The organism is Mesorhizobium kamtschaticum, assembly GCF_056174585.1.
On record NZ_JBWBWI020000003.1, the window covers coordinates 231405 to 256189 of the forward strand.

Consider the following 24785-nt stretch of genomic DNA (forward strand, 5'->3'; position numbering starts at 1 on the left):
GTAGCTGTGGTTTGGCTCCGTCCGATAATTCTGAGCATGAACAGGTAAAGATACGGAGCCGGGACAGGTGAATCTGGATGATAAGAAGATAGCGATTATCGGGCTCGGCTACGTCGGGCTTCCACTCGCCGTCGCCTTTGGCGTGAGGCGGCCCGTTATAGGCTTCGACATAAGCGAGGCGCGCATTGCCGCCCTAAGGCGCGGCGAGGATTCCACGCTCGAGACCGACGGAGCCGAGATATCTGCCGCTACAGGCTTGGTTTTCACTACCGACAGGACGGAACTCAAATCCTGCGGGATCTTCATCGTCACCGTGCCGACCCCCATAGACAAGGCCAATCGCCCCGATCTGGCACCGCTTGTTGCCGCCTCGAAGACAGTGGGCGAAGCGATCTCGCCGGGCGCTGTCATTGTCTTTGAGTCCACAGTCTATCCCGGCTGTACCGAGGAAGTCTGCGCGCCGTTGATAGAGAAAGCCTCAGGCCTGCGTTTCAACGAGGATTTCTTTTGGGATACAGCCCCGAACGCGTCAATCCAGGCGATCGCGAACACCGCCTGCAAACGATCGTGAAGGTGACCAGCGGTTCTACCCCGGAAGCAGCCAACGCCATAGATGCGCTCTATGCATCGATAGTGTCTGCGGGGACACATCTGGTCGGCAGAATCGCCGTGGCGGAAGCCGCCAAGGTCATCGAGAACACCCAGCGCGATCTCAACATCGCGCTAATGAATGAGCTTTCGCTGATCTTCGGCAGGCTGGGAATTGACACATCCGAGGTGTTGGCGGCCGCCGGTACCAAATGGAATTTCCTGCGCTTCACGCCCGGCCTGGTTGGCGGCCATTGCATAGGCGTCGACCCCTACTATCTCACGCACAAGGCGCAGGAGCTTGGCTACCACCCCGAGGTGATCCTGGCCGGCCGCCGCATCAATGACGGCATGGGGCAGCATGCGGCGGACCAAGCGGTGCGCCTGATGATGCGCAAGGGTATACCGGTCGTCGGCAGCAGGATCTTGGTTATGGGCGCGGCCTTCAAGGAAAACTGCCCCGGATCTGCGCAATTCCAAAGTCGCCGACATCGTCAGGGGGCTTCAAGAATACAATGCCCTAATAGATATCTGGGACCCTTGGGTTTCGCCAGCAGAATGCGCCTATGAACTCGGCCTTCCCAGCACGAGGAGCAAGCCTGAAGGCCGCTATGACGGAATCGTCGTGGCGGTCGGGCACAGGGAGTTCCAGACGCTTGGCATTGTCGGCCTGAAGGAGCTGCGCAAGACCCCCGGAGTTATCTACGATATCAAAGGCATCTTCCCTAAGGAACATACGGATGGGCGTTTCTGATGAAGGTTCTGATCACCGGCGCGGCCGGCTTCATTGGCTATCATGTCGCCAGGCGATTGCTGGAGCGCGGCGACGAGGTCGTTGGCATTGATAGCGTCAACGCCTATTACGACCCAGGCATCAAGGAAGGGCGCCTGAAACTCCTTCAGGAATTCAACAAGACGAACAATTCCGGCTTCCATTTCATCCGCGCCAACCTGGCCGATCGCGCCGCCGTCGAATCCTGCTTTGCCGAACACAAATTCGACCGCGTCATCCATCTTGCCGCGCAGGCAGGCGTGCGCTTTAGTTTAGTGAATCCGCATGCCTATGTTGAGAGCAACATCATTGCTTTCACCAACATCATCGAGGCATGCCGCCATGCTAGCGTTGCGCATTTGACCTATGCCAGCACGTCCAGCGTTTATGGTGCCAACACAAACATGCCGTTTTCCGAGCACAGGCCAGCTGATCACCCCTTGCAGTTCTACGCTGCCACCAAGCGTGCCAACGAGCTCATGGCGCACAGCTACAGCCATCTGTTCCGGCTGCCCACCACAGGCCTGCGCTTCTTCACGGTCTATGGTCCTTGGGGTCGACCCGATATGGCGCTGTTCCTGTTCACCAGGAACATCCTGGCCGGACTCCCGATTAAACTGTTCAACAATGGCAACCACACGCGCGACTTCACCTTTGTCGAGGATATTGCTGAAGGCGTGGTGCGCGCGAGCGACCAGCCAGCCACACCCAATGATGCGTGGGACCCCTCCAATCCGGACTCGGCCACCAGCAATGCACCTTGGCGCGTTTTCAACATCGGCAACAACAATCCGGTTAAGCTGACCGACTATGTCATGGCGCTGGAAGCTGCGCTGGGCAGAAGGGCGATTGTCGAACTGTTGCCCCTGCAGGCTGGCGACGTGCCCGATACCTTCGCCGACACCTCGGCGCTAGAGCAGGCCGTCGGCTACCGCCCGGGCACGTCCGTGCCCGAGGGCGTCGGCCGGTTTGTGGACTGGTATCAGGCGTATTTCGGCGGCACCGCATTCCGATGATGAACGCTCCATGTTATCAGAACTTTTGAGAGACTTCATCTCGCTCGGCCGTCGCCGCCAACTGGGGCCCTCCGGCATTGATGCCCGCTGACGCGTTGGCCGAATTTGCTTCGGTCGGATCGATCATGCCGTTCCGGACCCTCGTCGCCGGCCCGCAAAGGGTCATTGCCACCGATCCGCTTCAGTCGGCGTTCCACATAGGGACGGCGTCGAGGGTCCGACACGAGATCGTACTAGCTGCGGCGCTCGTGAAACGCCGGCTCCGACGAATAAGGCTCAGTTGGTGACCACCTGGCTGCTTGAGGATGAGGAATGGAATCTACGGTCGGCGGCACATCATCAAGACGAGTCCCATATTTGAGGATAATACTCCGAATTCTGGCACGTAACCCGAATATAAAGATGGGCGGGCGGCGCGAAATCTATGATAAAGCTCAAGAGCAACTTAAGATCGCCATGGGAAATATGCGCGCTCCGCTCGACAGTGAGCTGCAGGATATCGAACTTAGGATACTAAGACAGACCATCCGTCTCTTGGAGCAAGACATTCGAGCCGGCGTAGATGTTTGGCGCGCGGGATACCAACCCGCGGAATTGGACGCGCTCATTCAAAAGAACGAACAGGCTAAAATTAATATCCAGGCACGTCGCGATTTAATGGTGATACGTGCAGAGCGAGAGACACTGAGAGCAAAGAAGGACGGCGACTACGCCGCGCTAATACAACGTCAAGAAGACACATTAGAATACATGGAAGCCATTACACTCTTCAATACGAGCCTAGCAGGTAATGTAAACGAAGATCACACACATCACTTGAGGTCGATAAAAATAATATGGGCTCTATTTATCCATAATTTCCACGCTATAAACGGAGACGGCCCATTTGCTTTTATATGGCTATTGATTCAACCGATGATTATGTTGGGAATTATCAGCTCGGTCTATTTATTAGTCGGAACTCACTACATTCTCAACATGGACGTTCCTACATTTGCCCTGCTTGGATCAGGAACGTGGGTAGCCTGCCGCATGACGATTTTTCGCGTGAGTGGGCAAATAGCTCACAACCGCGTAATGTTAAACCTGCCAATGGTTTCCCCTTTCCACCAGGGCATAACCACAGCAATACTGTACTTGATCGTTTACATGGTTTCTATGGCGCTTCTCTTCGGTATCGGCCGCTATCTTGGCGTGATATCATTGCCGGACGATATTCTTACCGCATTTTTTTACTTCGTTGGTATGTGGCTGTGTGGCGTAAGTATAGGTTTCATATTTGGTGTTATTATCGGGGTGTGGCCGTTTTTTGCGCGATTGACCGGCGCCGTCGAACGTTCGTTGCAGATTTTTTCTTCGGTGTTTTACGTTACGGAGCAATTCCCAGAAGTATATAGAAAGTATGTTCTTTGGAATCCCTTGAGTCATGGCATGCAACTTTTACGTGGCGCGTATTTCCATTCATATCCATGCACTGACGCAAAGCCTTCATATTTTTGGCTTGCGGTTATTTCCTTGGCTTGCTCTGCCCTTATTTTGGAGGGATGGTTCCGGCGACACGTGCAGCCGGTCTAACTGGTTTCTAGAAACGCTCGGCGGCCTTCGACAACATGGGTGAGACTGACATGAATTGCTGGAGCTCCCAACTCCTAATGCCTGCAGTTTTGGCGCAAACATGGATGAGATGGCCGCCGGCTTCCGCGGCGCGTGGCAGCACGGACATAACAAGACTGGTAGCAGAAATAAATCGCTGGAAAGCAACTGCATTGCCAGCGATGTGCTAAGTTTGATGATTTCCTTTCAACGAACATCAGACGAGCCTGAGATCGCTGGCATTCGTCGACAAATCGCTTCGTCTGTAGACCTCGATATCCCAACGGGACGATATGCACTGCTTACAAGTGATCCGCTTGCGAAAAAGCCCGCGGTTGATCTTCTGGCCGGGCTCAGGCCTCCGCAGGTGGGGAGGATAAGTTTCATTGGCTTGACGTCGTGGCCGATTGGCCGGCCGGCTTTTTTGCGTGGCAATGTGACTGGCCGACACGTGATTGCTTTGATATGCAGGCTTTACGGCTTGGATATGCATGTATCAAATGCGATACTAGAGACGATGGTTACGGACCCTAGGCATATAAATGGGAAAGTAGAACATTGGCCGGCGGAATTTCGGTATGAATTCGGCCTTGCCGCCGCGCTTCTGCCGCCTTTCGATATTTATATAGTTGAAGGGGTATTCCCGTTCCTTAAAGACCGCTTCAGCTACCTGTGGAATACACTCTTCGAAAAGCGATCGGCTGGCAAGATGCTCATAGCAGGGAGCAATCGGGTCGCCGATCTCAGCAAATACTGCGACAGGGCTATTGTCGTTAATAGGGGACGAGTGACAATTGCGAATGATCTCAAAAAGGCCCTTGATCGGTATCCGCCTCGTGTTGCCTCTTACGATGCTCAGAAAGAGTTCGAAGACGACCTTGCCGACGACCCTCTCTGATGCAGAAACCCCAAACTTCCCGGTCTCACCTGCTGAGGCTCCAACCTTCCCAGTCTCACCTGGAGGGGCGGACGACCAACGCCGATTTATCCAACTACGTCGCGTAACGCGCAGGCGATCAAAATGGGGTACCTGGGCGGCGGTTCTCTGTGTAACGCTGCCGATTTTGACGACGTCGCTGTTCGTTTTCTTCATCGCTACCCCGATGTATACGACGGAGGTGAGGTTCGCGATCCGCGGAGGATCCGACACCATGCAAGCGACGTCACCTGTCAGCTCGTTATTCTCGTCAGGTAGTGGACCGATGGATGGCTATGTTGATGGATATGCGGCCCGGGACTTTCTGGTTTCGCGGGAGGCTTTGGCGAGGCTAGGACACCGGATCGATATCCGGAATCTATTTATCAGAACGAATTCCGATCCCTTGGTGAGGTTACCGCAGAATGCTGATGACGATCAGCTCTTCGACGCTTATAGGGCGCGCGTGACAGCGCGCTTCAATATGCTGGAACAGATCGTCGTGATGGACGTCAGCTCTTTTAAGCCAGAGGACTCGGTGCTCATCGCGTCCTCTCTCGTTCGGATGACCGAGGAATTCGCAGATCAAATGAACCAACGCGCTCGTGAAGATGCTTTGCGATTCAGCGAGCAAGAATTGGCCCGCGCAGAGAAGCGTGCCACAGAAGCCAGGCAGCAAATGGCTAATTGGCGGAGCGAGACCGGCATCGTCGATCCGACGGCCGACGTGACCATGCTAAACGGATTGATCAATCAATTGGAAACACAGCGGACAGCTGATCAAAACGAGCTCGCCACGATCGACGCGTCCGGTGCGAGCGATCATCCTCGGCGTCGACCGCTCCTCCTAGACATCAAGACATTGACGGATCGGATCGCGGAGACGCGCAAGCGATTAGGCGGCCCCAGTGGATCAGCAACTGACCAGATCTCCCGCTATGAGGCTCTGAACGCTGCCCTGGAATATTCCGAGACCAATTTGACATCGGCCCGGCAGGCGCTCGATTACGCTCGGCAAGCCGCCATCCGACAGCAAAAATATGTGATTGTGATCGCCGAGCCCAGGGCGGATGGAAGACCGTCTTATCCGGACCCGATCACAAGCCTACTGGCGGCATCGATTATCGGTGTCGGTCTCGCCTTTTTCGGCTCTCTGATAGTAAGCATCGTTCGATCACAATTCGCCGCGTGACGTCCGGCAGGCTTTGGCCAGCGCAACAGGGTCGATGACGACGGCGCCGCGCCTGCGCGCCTCAAGGTCAACATAGCTATGCAGTTCGCCATTACGATCGTCGCCGCCGCGGCGGATGGCGAGTGTCGGTCCGAAGTCCAGTGCAGGTCTCCTTCCGCTTGCTCTACGACGATTCCGTACCAATAGCTGCTACCGCTAGGGGACATTATCAAGCTAATGAAAAAAACAAGTCACTTATTATTACTTTTGCCCGCGCTGTTGATGGGCTGCGTTAACTTGCCGGCCTCGGGGCCCACGGCCAGTGCAGTGGTTAATGCGCAGGGTAAAGGTGCCGATTCCGCACTCTATGAGGTAGTCGATATCACTGATGCTACCCTGGCTGTGCTTCGTAACCGCCCATCCGGTGATCTTGCCAGTCAATTCTCACGCCATCCGCCAGCGCCTTCGCAGGCACTCACGATCGGAGACCAGATTGTCGTGACGATTTTCGAAGCGGCTTCCGGCGGACTTTTCTCCGGATCATCGACGCCAGGTGCGCCCATGGGAAGCTCGCACAGCATTTCACTTCCACAGCAAACCGTCGACCGTGATGGATCAATCAGCGTGCCCTACGCAGGCCGTATCACTGCAGCCGGCCGCACGCCAGGCTCCCTGGCAAAGGCGATAGAGGCGCGATTGGCAAATAAAGCCGTTGAGCCACAGGTCATCGTTTCGACGCAGGGCAGCGCGGCTACCGCGACGGTTTCAGGCGACGCGACCGGCTCGGCGCGCGTGGCGCTTTCTTTGAAAGGTGATCGTCTACTGGAGGTTATTGCTCAATCTGGAGGCATAAGGACAATGCCGCAGGAGACCAAGGTTCGCTTAACACGCGGTGCCCTGAGCGAGGTGACCCTTCTCGACACGATCCTAAAAGATCCCAGTCAAAATGTCTTCGTATATCCGGGGGACAATATCTATGTGTATCGCGACCCTCCGATTTTTGTGGCGCTTGGTGCCGTTACCGCCCAAAAAGACTACCCCATAGACAAGGAACCCATGTCTCTCCTTCAAGCCATCGCCAAAGCGGGCGGGCTTCAAGATGCGCAAGCCGATAGTAGTGCGATATTTCTTTTTCGGCGCGAAGAGGCACGCTTAGTACGCGCATTGAAGCCCAATTCAACTCATCTTATGGGGTCTGACCCAGTTCCAGTTATCTATCGTCTGCGACTCAATAAGGCGGATAACTACTTCTATGCACAGCAGCTCGCCATTCGTGATAGGGACATCATATACGTCGCCAACTCGCCTGTGGTTCAGTTCAACAAATTTGTAACGATGGTCAGAGGGATTACCTCAACAGCAGGCTCGTTGCGAGGTGTCGCGTTCGCCAATTGAATTTGGCCCCGCCAGCCGTCGTGCTCGTGTGAGGATCAATATTCCGAAACTATCAGTCGGAACAACTTGCCTGCGACAAGCACGAAATACTCACAACAAGGCCCTACGGTTTCTCACACGCCTATGGTCGTCTACACACTTAAGGATCCTGTATGACGTTGCCGATCATTCGGTTCGGATATGTCATGCATCGCGTCACCATTTGCAGTTGACAGGCGCGGGTGCAAGGTCAAGTGGGTACTCCGTTGCGGAAGCCACCGGCTAATCTTCTTATCGTTACGCGGAGATAGATGAAATGATGGTGGATGTAGTTGACAGGTTTCTCTCGGTAGCTTCTCGTCATCCTGGGCGCTTGGCCATAGACGTTGGCGCGCGTCAATATTCTTATGCTTGGCTTGAGGAGCGAGTCCGAATCTACGCACAGATTTTTTCGTCATTCGAGCAGCCGCGAATTGCGATCGCGCTCCCTCAAGAGGCCGATGCTTATGCGTGCATCCTGGCGTCCGGATTAGCCGGGGGCTTTCATACGCCCCTGAACACGGTTGCGCCGATACAAAAGCTTCGGCGAATCCTGCATCGGTTGCAACCTGATCTTCTCGTGGCCAAGCCAAAGTTGGCGGCTGAAATTGCCACTGCAGTTCCTAACTTGAAGGTCTTGGATCCAGATATGATCAACACAGATCGCTGTTTCTTGGGTAATGGAACGCGCCACGAACTGGCTTATGTCATGTTCACGTCAGGATCGACTGGCGAGCCAAAGGGCGTAATGGTTTCACGCAAAGCATTGGCAAACTACGTTTCCTGGCTGGAGAGCCTTCATATCACCCCGGATGATCGTCTCTCGCAACAGCCAAATCTAGCATTCGATATCAGCATGACAGATATATTTGGGGCACTATGCCATGGCGCTTCGCTTCACCCCTTGCTGGATGAGGGCGACAGAATGTTGCCCGCCGAATTTATCGCGAGGCAAGCTATTACGATCTGGAATTCCACGCCTAGCGCCGTTAGCTTGATGATGCGGGCGCGGCAAGTAACAAGGAAAAACCTAGGGAGTGTTCGGCTGTTTAATTTCTGCGGGGAACCGCTCGTCAGACAGCAACTGGACGCCATTTTTTCCGCATTGCCAGACACGCTCGCCCAAAATACCTACGGCCCAACCGAAGCTACGATCTCTGTAACTGAGCAAGTTCTGACCTCCGACAACTACGGATCTTACTGCCATACGTCTGCCGCCCTGGGTCAGACCATACCAGGCATGAAGATCTCGCTTATTGGCGGGCGTTCTCCCACCGAGGGTCAGATTGTGATTAGCGGTTCCCAACTTGCCGAGGGCTATTGGAACGATCCGGAAAAGACCGAGCAGCAGTTCCGCGTATTGGATGAGTTGTCGGGGGAGCGTGGGTATCTGACCGGTGACTGGGCGGAAATCCGTGACGATCGCTTGTTCTTCAAGGAGCGGATTGATTTTCAGGTCAAGGTAAAGGGATACCGGATCGAGCTCGATGAGATCGTTTCCGCCATTCGGCAGTGCGGGTGGCCTGTGGCTGTCGTCTTTAAACGAGGCGATGGACTCGCGGCTGTCGTGGAATCTAACGGACTGGGACCGCTCAATGAGCGCGAGCTGAAAGCAGCGTTGTCAGAAATCGTCGAAGCCCATGCCATACCGACATGGATCCTTGAGATTCAGAGAGCACCGCGCAGCGAGAATGACAAACTGGATCGCACAGCAGCAGCAGTCTGGTTCGAGGACAATCTTATTATGAAGAAGGAGCGCACATGATAGAGGACAGCAAATTGTTCCAGAAAGTCGTCGAAATCATAAACGGCGAGTTTCCTGAGAATGACACCGAAATTGCACGGGCGACCGTTGCGGAAGATGTCATTGGTTGGGACAGCATGGCGCATGTTAGTCTCATCGCAATGATTGAAGAGGCATTCAGCGTTCGTTTCAGCGGTGCGGAGATCGTCACTTTCAAGAATGTCGGCGGCCTTTTCGATGTTCTTAAAGAGAAGATATCGAAAAAGTAAGAAATAAGCTTCTTTATATTCAGCGTGCATTATTCTTCTATTACAAAAGGTGGATACCTTGGACCAGAATATCAGGCGATTGGTGAAGGGAGAGATTGAGAACGACTTTTCAGAAGAGGGAAAGGCGTTTTTGGGTGACCTCGTATATCAAGCGTTGCCGGAGTTGTATGACAAGGTTCCGATCGACCGTCCGAAGCTCAACCTCATTTTAGCCGATCAAATTGATTCACCGTCGACCGAGCTCTCAGAAACTTGGACCCTGTGGGAAGAGGGTGCAATTTTGGGACTTCTATCAGTTGTCGACGCAGGCGAACTGGATGCATCCCAGCGGATGGGAATGTTGGACATCGTGCGGCACCTGGATCGGGACGCTAGGATGAATTTCAAGAGAGCCCTCGAAGGCCATGGCTCGAATGTTGAAACCCTTGCATCAGGCGAGGGAAAATATCTCCCGCGTATGGCCGTGGCCGAGGCGGCTCGGGGAAAAGGAGTTGCGCGGCGGTTGATGCATCATGTGCTTGATCGCTATCCTAATACTCCAATATACCTACACGTTGCGACCACAAACGCGATCGTCATAAAGCTGCACAAGTCGCTAGGATTTCAGTTTCAAACTGAATCAGACTTTCCGATTCGCGTTCTGGTCCGTAGTCCACAATAGTTCGGATCGAGAACTAGTCATTCACCTTGAGGAATGGCGAAGATCCATGGCGCACCGCTGTGCGAGCCAAATCGCGTCCCTTATTGGTGATGGATTGGCGTTAAAAAAGCTGTGAGCAGAGCCGTTGAGGCCGATGAAAGGAGTTATTGCATTGGATAATATTCGCCCGCTATCATTCGGCGGTTGCTTGCTCAATAATTTAATTTCGGCTCTGCATCAGAATAATAAGCTGGGCGGAATATACAAGGAGATGGGCTTCCTCAGGACGCCGTTCTCCATTTCTGCAGCGAGTGCTGTCCAGCTCTTGGATTTTATAACCGGCAGCAAAACAATCCCGCCGCACGTGCGGCGGTTCTGTTATCTCGATAGCAGCCGAGAGCCTAGCAAAGAGCAAATGGCCATCCCATATACTGCCGACATAATAATTGTCGAAATGAGCACCTCTATCGATATCTTGTACGATGGCTTCGTTGTTAACACGAATCGGTTTCAAGAAATCATCCTGCCAGAGCTTGAGCATCTAAATGTGCCGCCACGAATAGTGGCCAAATGGAGGTCGTCTCTTGTCAAACAGAACGAATCCGAACGCGCCAAGTATGCAAAACAGCTCCTCGAATTGGTTCCTCTTACGGAGGAGTTCGAGTGGCTTCACGATCTAGTCGGAGGAACGACTACGCGTCAATTGAACGTTGACGATATGACCAATTACATCGGGCGCATCAAAGAAACGCTAGATATGCCGCTAGCGTTGGTTCATCACAATTTTAGATACATGCCCGACGGGAGGCCTATCTCCTGGCCCACTGAACTTAAGGACCAATCGATCGAGGTCGCACATCGGCTCAAAGCCTACGAGATGGACTTTGCTCCTTTCGTAGCACGCCACGGCGTGAAACGTGTCCTCGCCGATGATTGCCGCCATTGGAACCCCGGGTTTTTTCCCGAGATCGCCAACCATCTATATAAATTCATAAGCAGAGTCGCCGGGCGAGGGACGCCGGAGGATCTCATTGAGAGGACGTTCGTTCCAACCGAGCTCGAAAACGACGAACCACCACAGATCCCAAATAAGCGCCAGAGTCCAGACAAGCGTCTGAGCGAAACCACCAGCGTCGACGGGAGCGAGAAGGACAACTCAACGGTTGGGGGTGAGATTCCCCCGAGAGATGCTGGAGAGTTACAAACGGGCACAGACAGTGGGATGGTGAGCGCAGACGATCTCGTTTATCACCCGGAAACAGCGTCTCATTTCGATTTCGACGTGAATGTGCTCAACATGATTCTTGTCGTCGGCCAGTCTTGGGCACTTGGTGGCAATAACGATGAGGCAGGGGACGCGCCTCTTACCTCCGTGCCAGAACATCCTGGGCGCGCGCTGATGTTCGATGCCGGATCTGCTCCTCGAGGCAGGCGCGTGTCAAAACTCGTTGACCTGTTTGAGCGGGCCACCGGCTCGACCAAGGAAACACCCTGCGGAGGTTTGGCCGATTACTTGATGCGTACCTGCGAAAGTCGATTCGGAAAGAAGCCCACCGTGGTGTTTGCGTCTGTTGGACGCGGGGGCACAACCCTGAGCGGGCTTAATCAGGGGAGCGCTGACGGGTTACTTCGAGGATCGGCACAGCATCTGGAGGCCATGCGTTTGGTGGCGAAGGCAGCGGAATTTGCCCGTGCCGAAGGCAAACGTGTCCGAGTCCTGGCGATTTGTCTCGCACACGGCGAGTCCGACGCCGGACGGGGAACGCCCGCCAATTCTTATCAGCGAGGCCTGATCCTGCTCCGGCAGCAATATGACACGGATATCCGGCACCTAACTGGCCAAGTGGCTTCTGTACCTATGCTCACATATCAAGCCAATCGCGGAGCATCGCGACCAGGAATAATAGCAGAAAGCGTCTGGTCACAGCTTCGGGTGGCAAAAGCTGACCCGCATATACGATGTGTTGGGCCTGTTTACCATCACGAGCCCGAAATGCGTTCCGATGGTCGGTCGGCTCATCTGAAAGCAATCGGCTACCGCCGCATTGGCTTCCAATTCGGCCGTTTCTTACTTGATGACCTTTTCGGGCCTGGATTGGAACCGCTACGCGTCAGTCAAGTGCGGTTGCTGCGACCAAATGTGATCGGTCTTGAATATTCCAGAACAATCACGCTCGAGCAAAACGATGACCGCATAAATGTATCAAATCTGGGGGCTGGGCTAGGAATTGATGCAGCAGGAATGGGAGCGGCTGGCCCGACAATAACTTCCCTCGCCATATCCGCTCGCGACGACAAACTACTCGAAATACATTTTTCGAGCCCAATAAGCCGATCTGGCGCCAAGCTTTTCATAGCTGCACGCATCACTGGGACCAATTGCGGGCGACATGAAGGAGCGCGAAGCGGCATTCGTGCGAAAGTTCCGTACTATGTAGATCCGCACGACAATACTGAAATGTATGATTGGGCCTGCTCAGAGACCGTCGATTTGCCCTACCAATAGACAGTATACTCGAAAGTAGGATTAGGTAGCATGAAAGCCAAGTCTCGAAAGTACCAACCTAAAACGCAAATGAGGAACCCCGAAAACATGTCCGCCACCGCCAGTATATCACCTGATCTCGGATTTTTTGAAAGCGTCGTCAGCGCACACACGGAGTTGAAAGTCTCCTGGAAGCAGCGAGACTATGTCCGCGTCGGAGACGCCGCGGCAACGCTGTTGGCACTCATCCCCGACAACCAGAATGCGCTGAAACTCCAACTGAAAGCCGCCATTCGCAGAGGGGACGACACAGACCTCGTCGCAACTGCTCGCGCCGCAGCGGCCATTGCCGCGCCCGACGTGCAAAGTGCGGCTCACCAGCTCGCCGCGAAACGAAGGTGGGAGGATGCAGCCACGTTACTGCTAGCTCTACCGGAAAATGCAGAGAAAACGGAACAGCGCGAAACCTTATCACGGCGCATCGCCGCCCAATTGGCGGCCGCCGGCCTCCAGGCGAAAAACGAAGGCGACGAAGAGAAGGCTGCCAGGCTTTGGCAATTGGGACTGAGCCTCAGTCCCGGAGACGCCAAGATGAAGCGCAGGTTGCGCCAACTCATTCATGCCGCCGCCGTAAAGGCGATCGAGGCCAATTTTGAAACGGACGCAAATACCTATATTCGAACCTGGCACGGTGTCCTGGCGCTCAGTCCCGATCACAGTACCGCTTTGAAAAGATTGGCGACCGCGTATGAAAAAGGCGGACATAACGAAGCCTCTCTGGAGTTATGGGCGCGTCTGGTGCGCCTGACACCTGAAAATCCATCGGTGGTGCGTCGCGTTTTGCGGCTGGCGCTTTTGACTAATCAGGAACTGGACGCTCTTGTCCTTTTGGCGAGCGTAGGTGCTGCCGTGCCCGATGATAAGATCGGCGAAGCAACCCGACGCGCTGTCTTCCTTCAGCTTAGGGAATTCCTGCGCACTCACAACTATCTCTTGGCCGCCCATCGTTTCTCCGTCCTTAAGAAATCCTCCTTGGACTTGTCCAAATACGACAACATTGAGGAGCGCGTCTTCCGCGGCACCGTCCGTGAGTACAAACGCTTAATGAAGGAAGGGAGCGTTAAGGAAGCTACCCAGTTAGCAGAATTGGTGCTGGATATCGACAGCAACAATCGATTTGCGTTGGCGAACCTCGCCCAATACTCCTTCAAGGTCACCAATTTCGAACAGGCAGTATCCTACTATGAGCGGTTGGCATCCGTAGACGGTTCGAATGTGAAGGCTTGGATCGGACTGGCCCGCAGCCGCAAAAAGCTTGGCGATCTTCCCGCAGCTGTTGAAGCCGCAAGGAGATGCCTTTCCATTGAGCCTGGAAATCAAATTGCAGAGCAAATTGTCACCGCTTTTGCGCCAGTAGCTTAAGGGCGCGATGCCCAGCGCTCATCTTCTTGCGCATGGCGTCGCGGAAAATCGGATCATAAGGATTTCGACATGGCAGGGGCTAAAGATCATCAAAGCGGTCGTATGCTCAATAGTCTATTTGGGGAAGGTCTCGGGACGAAGTCGGTGTCGCGATTGATCGACGAAAATCTTCCGCCGCTCCCCAATGGTGCCAAGAATGAGGGACCTCTCAAGACAGCGCAGGTAGATGCGCTGTCAGTTGCGGAGCGAAAAGCTTATGAAGTGCAGATCGACCTGGCCAGCCAAAAGGAGGCCCGGGACCGGGAGCGTATCCGTGAGCTCGAAGCCAATATTCATGCGCTCACCATCGAAATGTCGAGAGGCGATATTTCGTTACGAGTGAACCAGATCGAGAAGGAGCTGGACTCTTATAAGCAAGCGAAGAAGAATGTTGATGTTCTCAACCTCGACCTCCTGGCACAGGTCAAAACTATAAATATTAAGATCGAGACGCTGCGTAGTAGCCCGATCTTGAGTTTGGGTGAAGATATCTTGGCAATCAAAGGAGACTGGAAACGCGCTTTTTCGCTTCCAGCCAAATTCCGTGCCGCTCAAGAACAAGCGATGAAGGACAAGGCCGCTTTGCCGGTCGAGCTGGGCCTCGATCTGGCAACGGCCGAAGCCCTACAGCATGCCGATCGCGCTCTGGCCATCGCCGAGCAGGATGGCTGGCATTCTGCCGAGCAATGGGTTCGCGATCAGAGGCTGCCTGCGGGCATCTTATCGCGGGTGCTTTTAGAACTATCGCGTCGCGCGCGCTTTAGCGATATTCCCGTCGCCGTCTCGTTGGCCAAGGCCGCCCTGGCAGCCGATCCGCAACAGTGGAGAGTTAAGCATCTCGCATTCGTTCTCGCGGATGTTGGGGTGGTCAAAGAGGCTTTGGAGGTGATGCGATCGGCGATCGCCACCGGTGTCAACTTCAACCCGAGCGAACTCAAACGCTTCGACGAATTATCCGCGCTTGCCAGGCTCGAAGTGACTGGGCTTTCCTTGCCGAAGCGTAGCGTCAGCCAAAACGGCCGTCCCAACTCGGTCATCTTCTACTGGCCGAAATCTTTCCCTGGCCACTGGTCCGCTTCCAGCTTGCGCGGTCTCTCATTAGCTAGTGCCTTCCAGAAGGCCGGCAACGAAGTCAAGATAGTGACCGTCCCTGGCTACCCAGCAATCGACAAATCCGGCCGCGTCGAACTTACCAAGGATATAGTTGCGGGCATTGCCCACTTCCGACTGCCGGCTATCGAAGTCGACGGTAGCATACTCGACACCCACTCCTGGGATGCCAGCGAACTGCTCGCGGAGAGGATCGCTGCCGCGAATGCCGGGGCTGTTGTCGCACCAAGCTCGATTGAACTTGCCTATCCGGCGGCGATAGCGGCGCGCCTTAACGGATCTCGCTTCATTCTCGATTGTACGACTATGACTCGAGCGAAGAGCAGTCCAGCTAGCGAGCGCGAAGAAATCCTTATTGCGCTGGAAAACGCTCTCTTGGCCGAGGCCGATACGGTCCTGGTGCGTGACGACTTTTTCACTGACCGCTTAGCCGAAGCTGGCGTGTCGCCACATAAGGTTCTATCTATCGGAGAATCGGTTTTCCAATTCAACGCAGACAAGAATTCCGCCGACTGGTCCTCATCGCCAATTCTCAAAGGCGGCTTCGTCATCGGATATGTCGGCGACGCTTACGACGAAGTGGATCTCGAATCTTTCCCGGCGATCCTGGATGAACTGGTCAAGCGCGGGCTTCCAGTTAGGCTGCTCATTTTTGGCGTCGGCACGCGCTTCCACCGGATTCGCGATAAACTGGAAGCCCTAGGCCACGGGGACCGATGCCTATTTCCTGGACGCCCGCGCAACGGACATATCGCAGCCGCCTTCGCCGCGATTGATCTGGTCGTCATCCCAGCGATGCCAGTGACCCAGCGCTGCGGGCGATCACGCTTCGAAATCGCAGAAGCCCTTGCGTATGGGCGCCCTGTACTCGCGGCAGGGCCGATCGCAAGCGCCGTGAAACCCAGCCTGAAAACCATCGAGGCTTTTGGAGAGGAGATGGTCGCGGCAATGGTTGACGCAGTCTCGACCTTCATCCTTCAGCCGGGCAGCCTGGAACAACTTTCGCAAGCAGCAACCAACGCAGCCCACGACATGACCGTTGCGGCCGCCGCCGAACGGCTAGTGCAGGCATAGCATAATTAAGCAAAAATGCCGCACACGCCGTATAGGCAACCGCCAAGTCGTCCCCACATTATTTGCGCGATACTAGATAGTATCGCTATGGTGTAGATAAAGCCTACGCAACGCGCTTTTAACCGGATCTTCTCTTACTATTTATTTTTGACGGCTCTTTGAACCACAATATGTGTTATCGATCGTCATACGAACTGGATCGGCTAATATGTTATTCACCGCCAAGAAGTGGTTGCAGGGTCCAAATCGGATCGACAAGGTACAATCAATTGAGCGACATGATGTCGATCCCGTAACAGTTGCAGTTCTTCAGGGGCTACAAGAAAGCAAGATCGCAGCACGTCCTGACACGAAAGCGGTTGGCAGGGCGCAAAAGCGAGTTAGTTCATTGCGAGAAATGGCAGAATTGCCTGACACTCTCTCTTATCTTCTAGGAGAAATCGCGCGGTTCCCCAACGAAGAGAGGCTTCAACAGATGGCCGCGCAGGCACTCGAAAGGTTCCAAGACCCGCGTGCATTAGCCGTTTGGCGCGGCATCGACTCTCGATTTCCAAATTCGCGCCATGCATATGTACGCCTCTTGCGCTGGACCATACGGTTAGGCGGGACAGATGCCGGGCGAAATATCCACGCTGAGCGATACCCTGAAGAGCCCAAACACTCTGAAGGCATGTTCGTATTTGCGCGTGCGCTTATAGAACTAAAAGACTTCGAAGAGGCAGAGCAAGCTCTATCGAAAATAACCCAAATGGCTGATATTTCAGAGGCCATACTTCTTGACGTCGTGAAGCTATACTTATCCATAAACCAACCGCTTAGAGCGCGAGAAATCGTTAATACGAGCCAGGATAGATTTGGCCCTACCGTAAAAAATCTAAGTGTCGCTTCACAGGTCGACGCGAATATATCTGCGCTAGAAAGGGCTGTCGAAAGCAGTAGCGGGGCAGACATTGATCCACAAGAATTTCTTATCGAACACGTCTTCAATGAAGCCAAGCGCCTCCGGCCGAGCGCCCCAACGGACAATAAAGGATTTTTGGGGCACCTAATTCTTGTCAATGGCGGTTTTGGCTCCGGTGGCGCCGAGCGCCAGTTAACCAATACCGCTCTAGCAATCAAATCGGCTATGGAAGCGGGGCGCTCAATTGACGGGAATGACGTGATTGGCCCGGTTCAAATTCTATGTCGATCGCTCAATTCCCGCTCCGGGTCCGATTTCTTTGCTCCGCTGATGTCGGACGCGGGGTTCAATGTTCACCAGTATGTGGAATTCGACAAGTTTGCCGGGCGACCAGGATGGTCATGCCTACGGGAGGTAATCCATTGTCTCCCCTACCTTCCATTTCCGATGCGTGAGGGCCTGGTTCAGGCGGCCGACGTTCTGCGTCAGGCATCGCCGGATGTCATACACATCTGGCAGGACGGGTCTGTATTGGCCTTGGGACTAGCCGCGCTATTCGCCAACGTACCGCGTATAGTGCTGGGTGTACGAACTTTGCCGCCGGTCGACCGAGCCGAACGAAATAAACCTGAATATAAAATCGTCTATCGGTTACTATTGTCCGCTCCGGGTGTGGTGATCGTCTCTAACTCCCTCGCAGCGGCTAAGCGTTACGAGGAGTGGCTCGATCTACCGCGCGGAACCGTCCGGATCATTCCGAACGGTTTGGAGCCGTTGCCTTTGGCCACCGACGAGGCAACTTTGGCAATGGCGCGAGCCTTCAGTAAAAATAACCCCCGCGACTGCTTTACTGTTGGCTCAGCAATGCGATTCGACAGCAACAAGAGGCCATTGGAGTGGCTTGATATCGCGGCAACCCTCGCCTCATCTCGTCCCGACGTGCGGTTCATAATGGTCGGCGACGGACCGCTTCGTAGCGCAGCGATGAACCATGCTCGAAAGCTAGGCATTGAAGATCGGGTTCTTTTCACCGGACGATCGCAACATGTGGGCTTTTGGCTTTCGCAGATGGATGTTTTCTTGCTGCTGTCGCGGCATGAGGGTTTGCCCAATGTCCTCATTGAGGCTCAATACTCCGGGCTGCCTGTGGTAGCCACGCCCGCTGGAGGTTCCGGTGAAACTTTTGAAAACGGAAGAACGGGAACACTGCTACCCGGCATAGATAAGGTAGACCCGGAGCAGGTTGCTAAGGTGTTGACTTCTTGGTGTCGTCCTGTTCCTGAGCAGAAGCTTTTGGCGGAGCAAATTCGGGACTATGCTACCGAACGTTTTTCAATTGACAACATGCTTGCGCTAACTCTCGAGGCCTACCTTAACTGACTAGGAACCGGCCATACCAGAGGCGGAAGTCCAACTCGCCAAGCTGTTCAGACGAAAGCGGCCATGTCTCCAAAACTCAAGAGGGTGTTACCGTTGATGTTAATCGGTTCGGAGTCACGCTCGGGTGATTTTGTGATTCGTGAGCGCGTTGGCGTGGCGGTTGGCACCGGCTGGACATGCCGGGACGGGAGCAGTGTTCAGGGCGAGCGTCGCGATGTTGTGAGGTGGTCGCAACGCCAGCGCTTGAGCGGAAGCGCGTCAGCGCTACGCATGGTGCGCCAATCCGGACGGGATTTGGAACGACATCGCGGGGTTGCTGGAGCGGGTAGCCTCACAGTCGCGTTGGCAGAGCTCGCCGAGCGCCGGATCCTGCCAGCCCGATATCGGTGTGGCTGGTCCTGAAAGAATTCAGCTTCAAAAAACACTGCTCGCCAGCGAGTAGGACAGGCCGGTTGACTGCGCGCGCAGGGCGCAACGGAGGAAATACCGGGCGGGCTTGATCCACGGCGCACGCTGACCTTCCTGGCCGTGCTGCGCGGAGAACGCATCGACGCGCCCTGCATCATCGACGATCCCATCAATCGCAAGCTTTGGGCCTGGGTCGAGCAGTTCCTAGTGCCGACAATCTCGCCCGGTGACAAATCTCGCCCGGTGACATCGTCGTCACGGACAATCTTGGCAGCCCCAAGGGGCAAGCCACTCGTCGCGCCCATTCGCGCCGCGGTCGCCATGCTCTTCTACCTGCCGCTCCATCTACAGCCGAGCCCTCAACCCTATCGAGCAGGTCTTCGCCAAGCTCAAGCACCTCACACGAAAGGCTGCAAAACGGACAGTCGAGGCCGCATGGCGACGTTTTCGGAACGCTCTTCGAAACCTTTCAAAGCACCGAATGCACAAATATCCTGCTTTTAGCAAGTCGCAGCGCAGGTTTTTACCATTGTTGACCTCCCCCTCGCGAGGGTTGTGATTATCGTTGTTATAAACTGGACTCCCGAATACTTTAAAGGGGCAAGCAATGTTGGACGTGAGCGCGGCACTCAAGGGAACCTCTCCACAGAGCGCCGATTACCTTATCGAAATTCGGCAATTGATGCATGAGACCGGAACCGCCACGGGCGCGCGGCGCGTGGAGCCTCGCCTACGGGAACTGGTATCCGTTTATCCGTTGGAATTCGATGCCAACTACAACCATGTCCTCGCCTTGGAGTTGTGTCGCACCAGGGATGATATGCTCTCGCTGTGGCTCCAGTTGCACGAACGGTTCCCTCAAGAACTCAAACCTTTGCGCTACATCGTCCGGTGGTTCTACCGGGAAAAGCGCGTGGACGAGGCGTGCGATTTCATCGAAGCCGTGCTGCCGTCCGTGCCGAAAGCCGCAGACGACCTCTTAGAAAAGGGAGAACTGTACTGCGAACTGCGTAAAACCGAGCGCGCTCAGACTTACTTCACGCAGTTTATCGAACGATTTCCAGAGGATATGCGCGGAAGGATATCTTATGCGCGCCGCCTTAAGGACTGGGGCAACAGTTTCGTGGCGCTGTCCGTTTTGGACGGCATTGATCCCGCAACTGTCGGCTCCCATGCCTCCGGGCAGTTCATTAAGGAGCTGCGCGATGGCATGGCGGTCCTTGCAAAACGTTATGACGATGATTCGCTCAAGTCGCGAGACACTTCAGGATTGGCCCTAGCTTTAGTGATCGAGAAGTACGCATCCAAACGCGAGGAGCCGACGGCAACGAACCGACTTGGGAAAGTCTCGCTTATTACCGGAAGCTTAGCAGCGGGAGGGGCGGAACGTCAGATAGCGCGCGTCGGCATTCGCTTGACGGATGCTTTCCGGATGAAAAGACCCCTCGCGGGCATCGTATTAACCGAGCCGTGCCATGTCGTGCTTAAATCGCTCAAGAGTGCGGAAGGATACGATTTTTTCCTCCCAGCCGTGCGTCGAAACGACGTGGAAACACGTGAGATCGATGATTTTCCTACCGTACGCATTCAAGACCTTGCCTTGGGCGACGACGAGATATCAACTCTTCTGCCAATGCTTCCCAAGTCTGCGCTCTATGGCGTCCAGAGGATGGTGAACTATTTTCGGGAGGAGAAGATCGAAGTCGCATTTATCTGGCAGGATGGGGCAGTCTTATTTGCCGCCTTGGCCGCGCTAATAGCGGGTGTTCCTCGCATCGTAGTCTCCGTTCGCGGCTTACCACCTTCACTGCGTGTACATTTGTTTCATCCTGCTTATCACGATATGTATCGCGCACTCGCAGTGACTCCTGGTGTGCGCTTTTCCTCCAACAGTGAGGCGGCAGTGAGGGCGTATACGGATTGGCTTAAAGTCGACAACCTGCGTTTTAGCATTGTGCATAACGGCGTTCTTGTTCCGCTGCTTCCTGCCGCCGATGGCGATGTCGATTTGTGGCAAAAATTTCAGTTGTCCAACGCTGATGCGACGACCACCATCGGCAGCGTTTTTCGCTTCGATACCGATAAGCGGCCCTCTCTCTGGATAGATTTCGCTCATGCCTATCTTCAGCGCCATCCGCAGACGAAGATTGTGCTAGTCGGCGGTGGGCGCATGCTCAAGGAGGCAAAAGAGAAGGCCGCTCGCCTCGGCATTATCGATCGCGTACTATTCACTGGTTTATCCGACAATGTCGGTTTCTGGTTGAAGAAAATGGATGCTTTCGTACTGCTTTCCCGGTTCGAAGGCTTGCCCAATGCTCTTATTGAAGCGCAGTTGTGTGGTGTTCCGGTTGTCACCACGCCGGCGGGCGGCGCGGCCGACACAGCGGTGGAGGGTATCACTGGCTGCGTACTGTCGGCAGTGGAGGAAGTCGATCTGGAGGAATGCTGTGACAAGGTCAACGAGGTGCTTGCATTCGCCCAGGCAGATGCTGAGGCACCGACCAGAATTCGTCTGATTGCCGAGGAGCGGTTTTCAACCGAAGCGATGGTTCTTCGTACCGTCCGATTGCTCGCAGGACACTACGAAGGTGGTTCGCTAACATGAGTGTGGAAATCGCTGCCCAAAAACCTGACGTGAGAGCCGTCGCTGCGGCATCGGTCGCCATTTTGCGCGCCGGTCAGGCCGGCAATATCGAAGAAGCGATCCACCTTGCTCTCGCCCATATCTCTTATGCTGCGGACTTTCCCCGGCTTGCGCAAGTGTCTCTGCAGGCGTTTTTGAGGGGTAATCGCAACGACGCGGCTTCACGATTGGTCGATAACGTCGTCGCAAAAGGCAACACATTGCCTGAAGTCGCCGTATTGGCCATTCGCCATTTGCTCGGCTCTGATCGAGCCGGCGAAGCCTACGCCTTTGCCCGCACTCTACTTGAGGGCAACGGAAAGGTCGAACCTCGTCTCGCCGAAGCGGCGGCGCGCGCCGCTCTCGCCAGCGATAAACCGGTCTCAGAAGCATTGGAGATCCTTGAAAATGCTAAAAGTTGCGCCGGCAACGACGGTATTTTCCTGCGCGCCTACGGCGAACTTCTACTGTCTGCCGGGCGTTACGCAGAGGCTGTCGATGTCCTCGCCCCTATTGTATCGTTGAGGCCTAACACGACTAATACCCGGCTTCTTTTGGCCCGTGCTCTCAAGCATGCTCACCGGCTTGAGGAAGCGTGTGCCGAGATGTTGGCCGTTGTGAAGCTCGATCCCTCCGTAACGAACAGGCGCGGCGCAGTTGCCTTGCTGTTGCAGGTCGGGCGCGAAGCCGAGGCGAAGCAGCTTTATGGCGACATGGTGAGCGAACGGAAGAACAAGTTAACAAGGACTTTCTCCGCAGGATTGGCTGCACTCGATACACGTCTGGATGAGGTCAAGCTGCCGCAGAGGCGACTCGACTGGGCTTGGGAAATCGTGAGCCGGAAGCTTGGACACCCACCTTCACCTAATCGCGAGGACTGGGATCGGCGCGCGAAATGGGGACATCTTCTAGACAAACTTATCCAAGATTGGCTGGAGTGTTCTATTGATCAAGCTGGAGAGATTGCCAGCTTTTTCAATGTCAGCGATGCCAATAGAAACACGGTCATCGAGGCCAGTGACGAAGGCAAAGGCGTGTTGCTAGTCAGCGCGCATATCGGCCCGATGTTTGCAGGCCCTGTAGCCATCCACTCGTTTGGAAAGCCCTACAGGTGGCTATCGTCAACGCCAAGAATTTCGACCACCAGCTTTGCGAATACCTTGATCTCCACGGCCGACTTAAACGAAGTTCAAGTGGCGCGATGTGTCATCGATTCGCTGCGTGCCGACTGCCTCGTCACGCTCGCCGCCGACGGCGCGATGTCCCCCAATGCGCCACGCATCACCTGGGAGGGAAAGTCCATAACATACTCCCCGTTTTGCGCGATGCTCTCTTACAAGACCAAAGTGCCTACGATCTTTACCTCTCCCCTCTGGGCAGAAAACCAAATTCGGTTTGTTGTAAAGAGGCTGCCGACCGCCGAAACAGGTGAGGGGTTGAGACAGTTTTCCAGTCGCTGGCAGCAAGCATTCTTCGAGGAGGTTAAGAATGTATTGGTAACGGGTCCAGAAAATCTACGCCTCAACGGCGGACTCTGGCGCAATATTTGAGCGTCCAACTTGGGTCTGCAAAGGTGTTACTGCTGGGCTGCGTCAAGTGTTGAAAGCGACGCCATGATGCCGCCAAGTGTTGAGCTAAACAAGCCAGTTAGGCTAAATCAATCGCTGAAGACGTATCGGCAAACTCGACGGCCATGGCTGTACAAAACACCAGCTAGCGGACGGACATTTCTTTAGAATAAGATTTAGATAGAGTTGTTGCCGACTTTTTGTTTGTTATGCAAGCTCTCCAGTTTGCCTCATGATCTGCCCTGAACAGGTCCAAAGACGAGATTAATTCGTGGCAACATATTTCACAATGTTGGTGGTCTCCTTCCGTTTATTTGCGCTGTCAGCGCTTTTGACGCCCCAGATCGCAATTTCAGCCTCCTCGGCAATTTTGGACGAATCTGCTCGAGCTCAAGCTATAGCACTTGTAAACTCAGCGAGAGCACGGGCTGAAGAAATTGGCCTTCACGATGCTTGCCAGCAAAAAAAGCAAGATTTTGACCAAATACCAGGATTTGCCGGAGACTGGCAAACGAGCGGTGGGCAGGGGGGGGTAGTCCTGCAGGTCCATTCAGACGAGGACAATCAACCGAGAACTCGGCCACTGCCGGGGACACTGCGAGAGGCTGTGGAATTCGGATATAAGCATCGCACGGCTACACGTATCGAGTTTTCTCCGGAACTGAAAGGGCACGTGATTAAACTATACTCGGCGTTGCGGCCTAGCGACAATACAACTATCGACGGCAAATGCACGGGCGTGACACTTATTGCAGACGCCGATATAGCCCTGATAATTCTTGCTGGCAGGCAGAATGTGATTATTTCCGGGCTGAAAATGAGGAAGTATCCTTATACGGGCGAGAACAAGGGACGAGCAGATGGGAAGGATTTTCGAGACTGTATAACCGTTTCCGGGTCGGTCGATCGGCTGGCCTTCCTTTATAATGATTTCGAGACCTGCGGCGATGGCGAACTCGATATCACATCCGGCGTGGGCAAACTTATGCCAAACGCTGGCGGACATATGACGATCGCATTCAATCGATTCGGGCATCATGATAAAGCTATGCTTTTGGGAACGGACGGATGCGGCGATGCAACCGTTGGTCCAGTTGACTGCCCTGACTATGCGAAAGCCAACTCTGAACCCCTATCGCCGCTGTACAAGGTGACGCTTTTTGCCAATTTCTTCGAATGGGCGGGGCAAAGACAACCGCGAGCCTTCGGCCGAGTATTGCTGGACGCCACCAACAATGTATTTGCATTCACCCCATTCGATCGAGGGAATGGCACGTCAGGGTCGACCTATGGTATTTTTGCAAGCAACGGAGCTTTAGTTTCCGCTCAGGACAATCTTTTCATAGGTGTACCCTTTTCTGGCCGCCCAGCCTACGGCCTCACAACAACAACGTCGCCAGGGATATCGCTTTTGGAGTCGCAGGCCGCTATCCGCTCAGAAAATAATTTAGCCTATGGCAATGAAATTATTTCGCAAAACCGGCCTGAGCTGGTTCCGCAAATCGCATATGCTGGTGGCGCGGAACTTGAAAGGATCGATTTCAAGCCACTAGGCGCTCGCGATGCGCTTGCCTGCGTCATCACGCAAGTAGGACCGTATGGAAAACTCGAGTGGCCTTCGTCGTGCCAGCGAAGTGGCAGATGACCATCTGG

Annotated in this window: 15 protein-coding genes and 2 pseudogenes; all 17 read left to right on the plus strand. The window is 54.5% G+C overall.

All coding sequences use genetic code 11. From position 1 onward, the window contains the following. The first annotated feature begins 67 nt into the window (after nucleotides 1–67). A pseudogene (locus AC0V7N_RS40215) lies at nucleotides 68–1342 on the plus strand (nucleotide sugar dehydrogenase). Further along, complete coding sequence (locus AC0V7N_RS40220) at nucleotides 1342–2376, plus strand: SDR family NAD(P)-dependent oxidoreductase (RefSeq protein WP_496628484.1); 1035 nt, start codon at nucleotides 1342–1344, stop codon at nucleotides 2374–2376. The pseudogene AC0V7N_RS40215 and the gene AC0V7N_RS40220 overlap by 1 nt, the downstream one beginning before the upstream one ends. A gap of 312 nt (nucleotides 2377–2688) precedes the next feature. Then, on the plus strand, nucleotides 2689–3951 hold the full coding sequence (locus tag AC0V7N_RS40225; RefSeq protein ID WP_496628485.1) for an ABC transporter permease: 1263 nt from the start codon (nucleotides 2689–2691) through the stop codon (nucleotides 3949–3951). Between the two features lie 100 nt (nucleotides 3952–4051). Beyond that, nucleotides 4052–4867 (plus strand): P-loop NTPase family protein, encoded by an 816-nt coding sequence (locus AC0V7N_RS40230; protein WP_496628486.1) that lies wholly within the window; start codon nucleotides 4052–4054, stop codon nucleotides 4865–4867. 304 nt (nucleotides 4868–5171) lie between these two features. Further along, complete coding sequence (locus AC0V7N_RS40235) at nucleotides 5172–6077, plus strand: KpsE/RkpR family capsule polysaccharide export protein (RefSeq protein WP_496628487.1); 906 nt, start codon at nucleotides 5172–5174, stop codon at nucleotides 6075–6077. Nucleotides 6078–6293: 216 nt separating this feature from the next. Continuing rightward, nucleotides 6294–7451 carry a polysaccharide biosynthesis/export family protein gene (locus AC0V7N_RS40240; RefSeq protein ID WP_496628488.1) on the plus strand — a complete coding sequence of 386 codons (1158 nt, stop codon included), beginning with the start codon at nucleotides 6294–6296 and terminating at the stop codon, nucleotides 7449–7451. Nucleotides 7452–7746: 295 nt separating this feature from the next. Further along, entirely contained in the window at nucleotides 7747–9234 is a 1488-nt protein-coding gene (locus AC0V7N_RS40245) for an AMP-binding protein (protein ID WP_496628489.1), read from the plus strand. Next, nucleotides 9231–9482 carry a phosphopantetheine-binding protein gene (locus AC0V7N_RS40250; RefSeq protein WP_496628490.1) on the plus strand — a complete coding sequence of 84 codons (252 nt, stop codon included), beginning with the start codon at nucleotides 9231–9233 and terminating at the stop codon, nucleotides 9480–9482. Before AC0V7N_RS40245 ends, AC0V7N_RS40250 begins: the two co-directional genes overlap by 4 nt. A 58-nt stretch (nucleotides 9483–9540) precedes the next feature. Further along, a complete protein-coding gene (locus AC0V7N_RS40255) occupies nucleotides 9541–10143 on the plus strand; it encodes a GNAT family N-acetyltransferase (protein ID WP_496628491.1) in 603 nt (200 codons plus the stop codon). 133 nt (nucleotides 10144–10276) lie between these two features. Then, nucleotides 10277–12628 (plus strand): hypothetical protein, encoded by a 2352-nt coding sequence (locus AC0V7N_RS40260; protein WP_496628492.1) that lies wholly within the window; start codon nucleotides 10277–10279, stop codon nucleotides 12626–12628. A gap of 30 nt (nucleotides 12629–12658) precedes the next feature. After that, a complete protein-coding gene (locus AC0V7N_RS40265) occupies nucleotides 12659–14029 on the plus strand; it encodes a tetratricopeptide repeat protein (RefSeq protein ID WP_496628493.1) in 1371 nt (456 codons plus the stop codon). A gap of 69 nt (nucleotides 14030–14098) precedes the next feature. Then, nucleotides 14099–16252: a glycosyltransferase gene (locus AC0V7N_RS40270; RefSeq protein ID WP_496628494.1), complete on the plus strand. Its 2154-nt coding sequence runs from the start codon at nucleotides 14099–14101 to the stop codon at nucleotides 16250–16252. A gap of 208 nt (nucleotides 16253–16460) precedes the next feature. Beyond that, nucleotides 16461–18533, plus strand: a complete 2073-nt coding sequence (locus tag AC0V7N_RS40275) for a glycosyltransferase (protein WP_496628495.1) — start codon at nucleotides 16461–16463, stop codon at nucleotides 18531–18533. A 96-nt stretch (nucleotides 18534–18629) separates the two neighbouring features. Next, nucleotides 18630–19477, plus strand: a pseudogene (locus AC0V7N_RS40280) (transposase domain-containing protein). Between the two features lie 71 nt (nucleotides 19478–19548). Then, nucleotides 19549–21546: a glycosyltransferase gene (locus tag AC0V7N_RS40285; protein ID WP_496628496.1), complete on the plus strand. Its 1998-nt coding sequence runs from the start codon at nucleotides 19549–19551 to the stop codon at nucleotides 21544–21546. Beyond that, entirely contained in the window at nucleotides 21543–23114 is a 1572-nt protein-coding gene (locus AC0V7N_RS40290; RefSeq protein ID WP_496628497.1) for a tetratricopeptide repeat protein, read from the plus strand. Before AC0V7N_RS40285 ends, AC0V7N_RS40290 begins: the two co-directional genes overlap by 4 nt. Nucleotides 23115–23403: 289 nt before the next feature. Further along, on the plus strand, nucleotides 23404–24777 hold the full coding sequence (locus AC0V7N_RS40295) for a hypothetical protein (RefSeq protein WP_496628498.1): 1374 nt from the start codon (nucleotides 23404–23406) through the stop codon (nucleotides 24775–24777). Nucleotides 24778–24785 lie beyond the last annotated feature (8 nt).

What these genes read in the sequence shown, in the direction of transcription:
- AC0V7N_RS40290 (WP_496628497.1), top strand. Translation starts at nt 21,543, where the DNA reads ATGAGTGTGGAAATCGCTGCCCAAAAACCTGACGTGAGAGCCGTCGCT.
- AC0V7N_RS40265 (WP_496628493.1), top strand. Translation starts at nt 12,659, where the DNA reads ATGAAAGCCAAGTCTCGAAAGTACCAACCTAAAACGCAAATGAGGAAC.
- AC0V7N_RS40235 (WP_496628487.1), top strand. Translation starts at nt 5,172, where the DNA reads ATGGATGGCTATGTTGATGGATATGCGGCCCGGGACTTTCTGGTTTCG.
- AC0V7N_RS40225 (WP_496628485.1), top strand. Translation starts at nt 2,689, where the DNA reads ATGGAATCTACGGTCGGCGGCACATCATCAAGACGAGTCCCATATTTG.
- AC0V7N_RS40220 (WP_496628484.1), top strand. Translation starts at nt 1,342, where the DNA reads ATGAAGGTTCTGATCACCGGCGCGGCCGGCTTCATTGGCTATCATGTC.
- AC0V7N_RS40230 (WP_496628486.1), top strand. Translation starts at nt 4,052, where the DNA reads ATGGATGAGATGGCCGCCGGCTTCCGCGGCGCGTGGCAGCACGGACAT.
- AC0V7N_RS40270 (WP_496628494.1), top strand. Translation starts at nt 14,099, where the DNA reads ATGGCAGGGGCTAAAGATCATCAAAGCGGTCGTATGCTCAATAGTCTA.
- AC0V7N_RS40250 (WP_496628490.1), top strand. Translation starts at nt 9,231, where the DNA reads ATGATAGAGGACAGCAAATTGTTCCAGAAAGTCGTCGAAATCATAAAC.
- AC0V7N_RS40240 (WP_496628488.1), top strand. Translation starts at nt 6,294, where the DNA reads ATGAAAAAAACAAGTCACTTATTATTACTTTTGCCCGCGCTGTTGATG.
- AC0V7N_RS40245 (WP_496628489.1), top strand. Translation starts at nt 7,747, where the DNA reads ATGATGGTGGATGTAGTTGACAGGTTTCTCTCGGTAGCTTCTCGTCAT.
- AC0V7N_RS40260 (WP_496628492.1), top strand. Translation starts at nt 10,277, where the DNA reads ATGAAAGGAGTTATTGCATTGGATAATATTCGCCCGCTATCATTCGGC.
- AC0V7N_RS40285 (WP_496628496.1), top strand. Translation starts at nt 19,549, where the DNA reads ATGTTGGACGTGAGCGCGGCACTCAAGGGAACCTCTCCACAGAGCGCC.
- AC0V7N_RS40275 (WP_496628495.1), top strand. Translation starts at nt 16,461, where the DNA reads ATGTTATTCACCGCCAAGAAGTGGTTGCAGGGTCCAAATCGGATCGAC.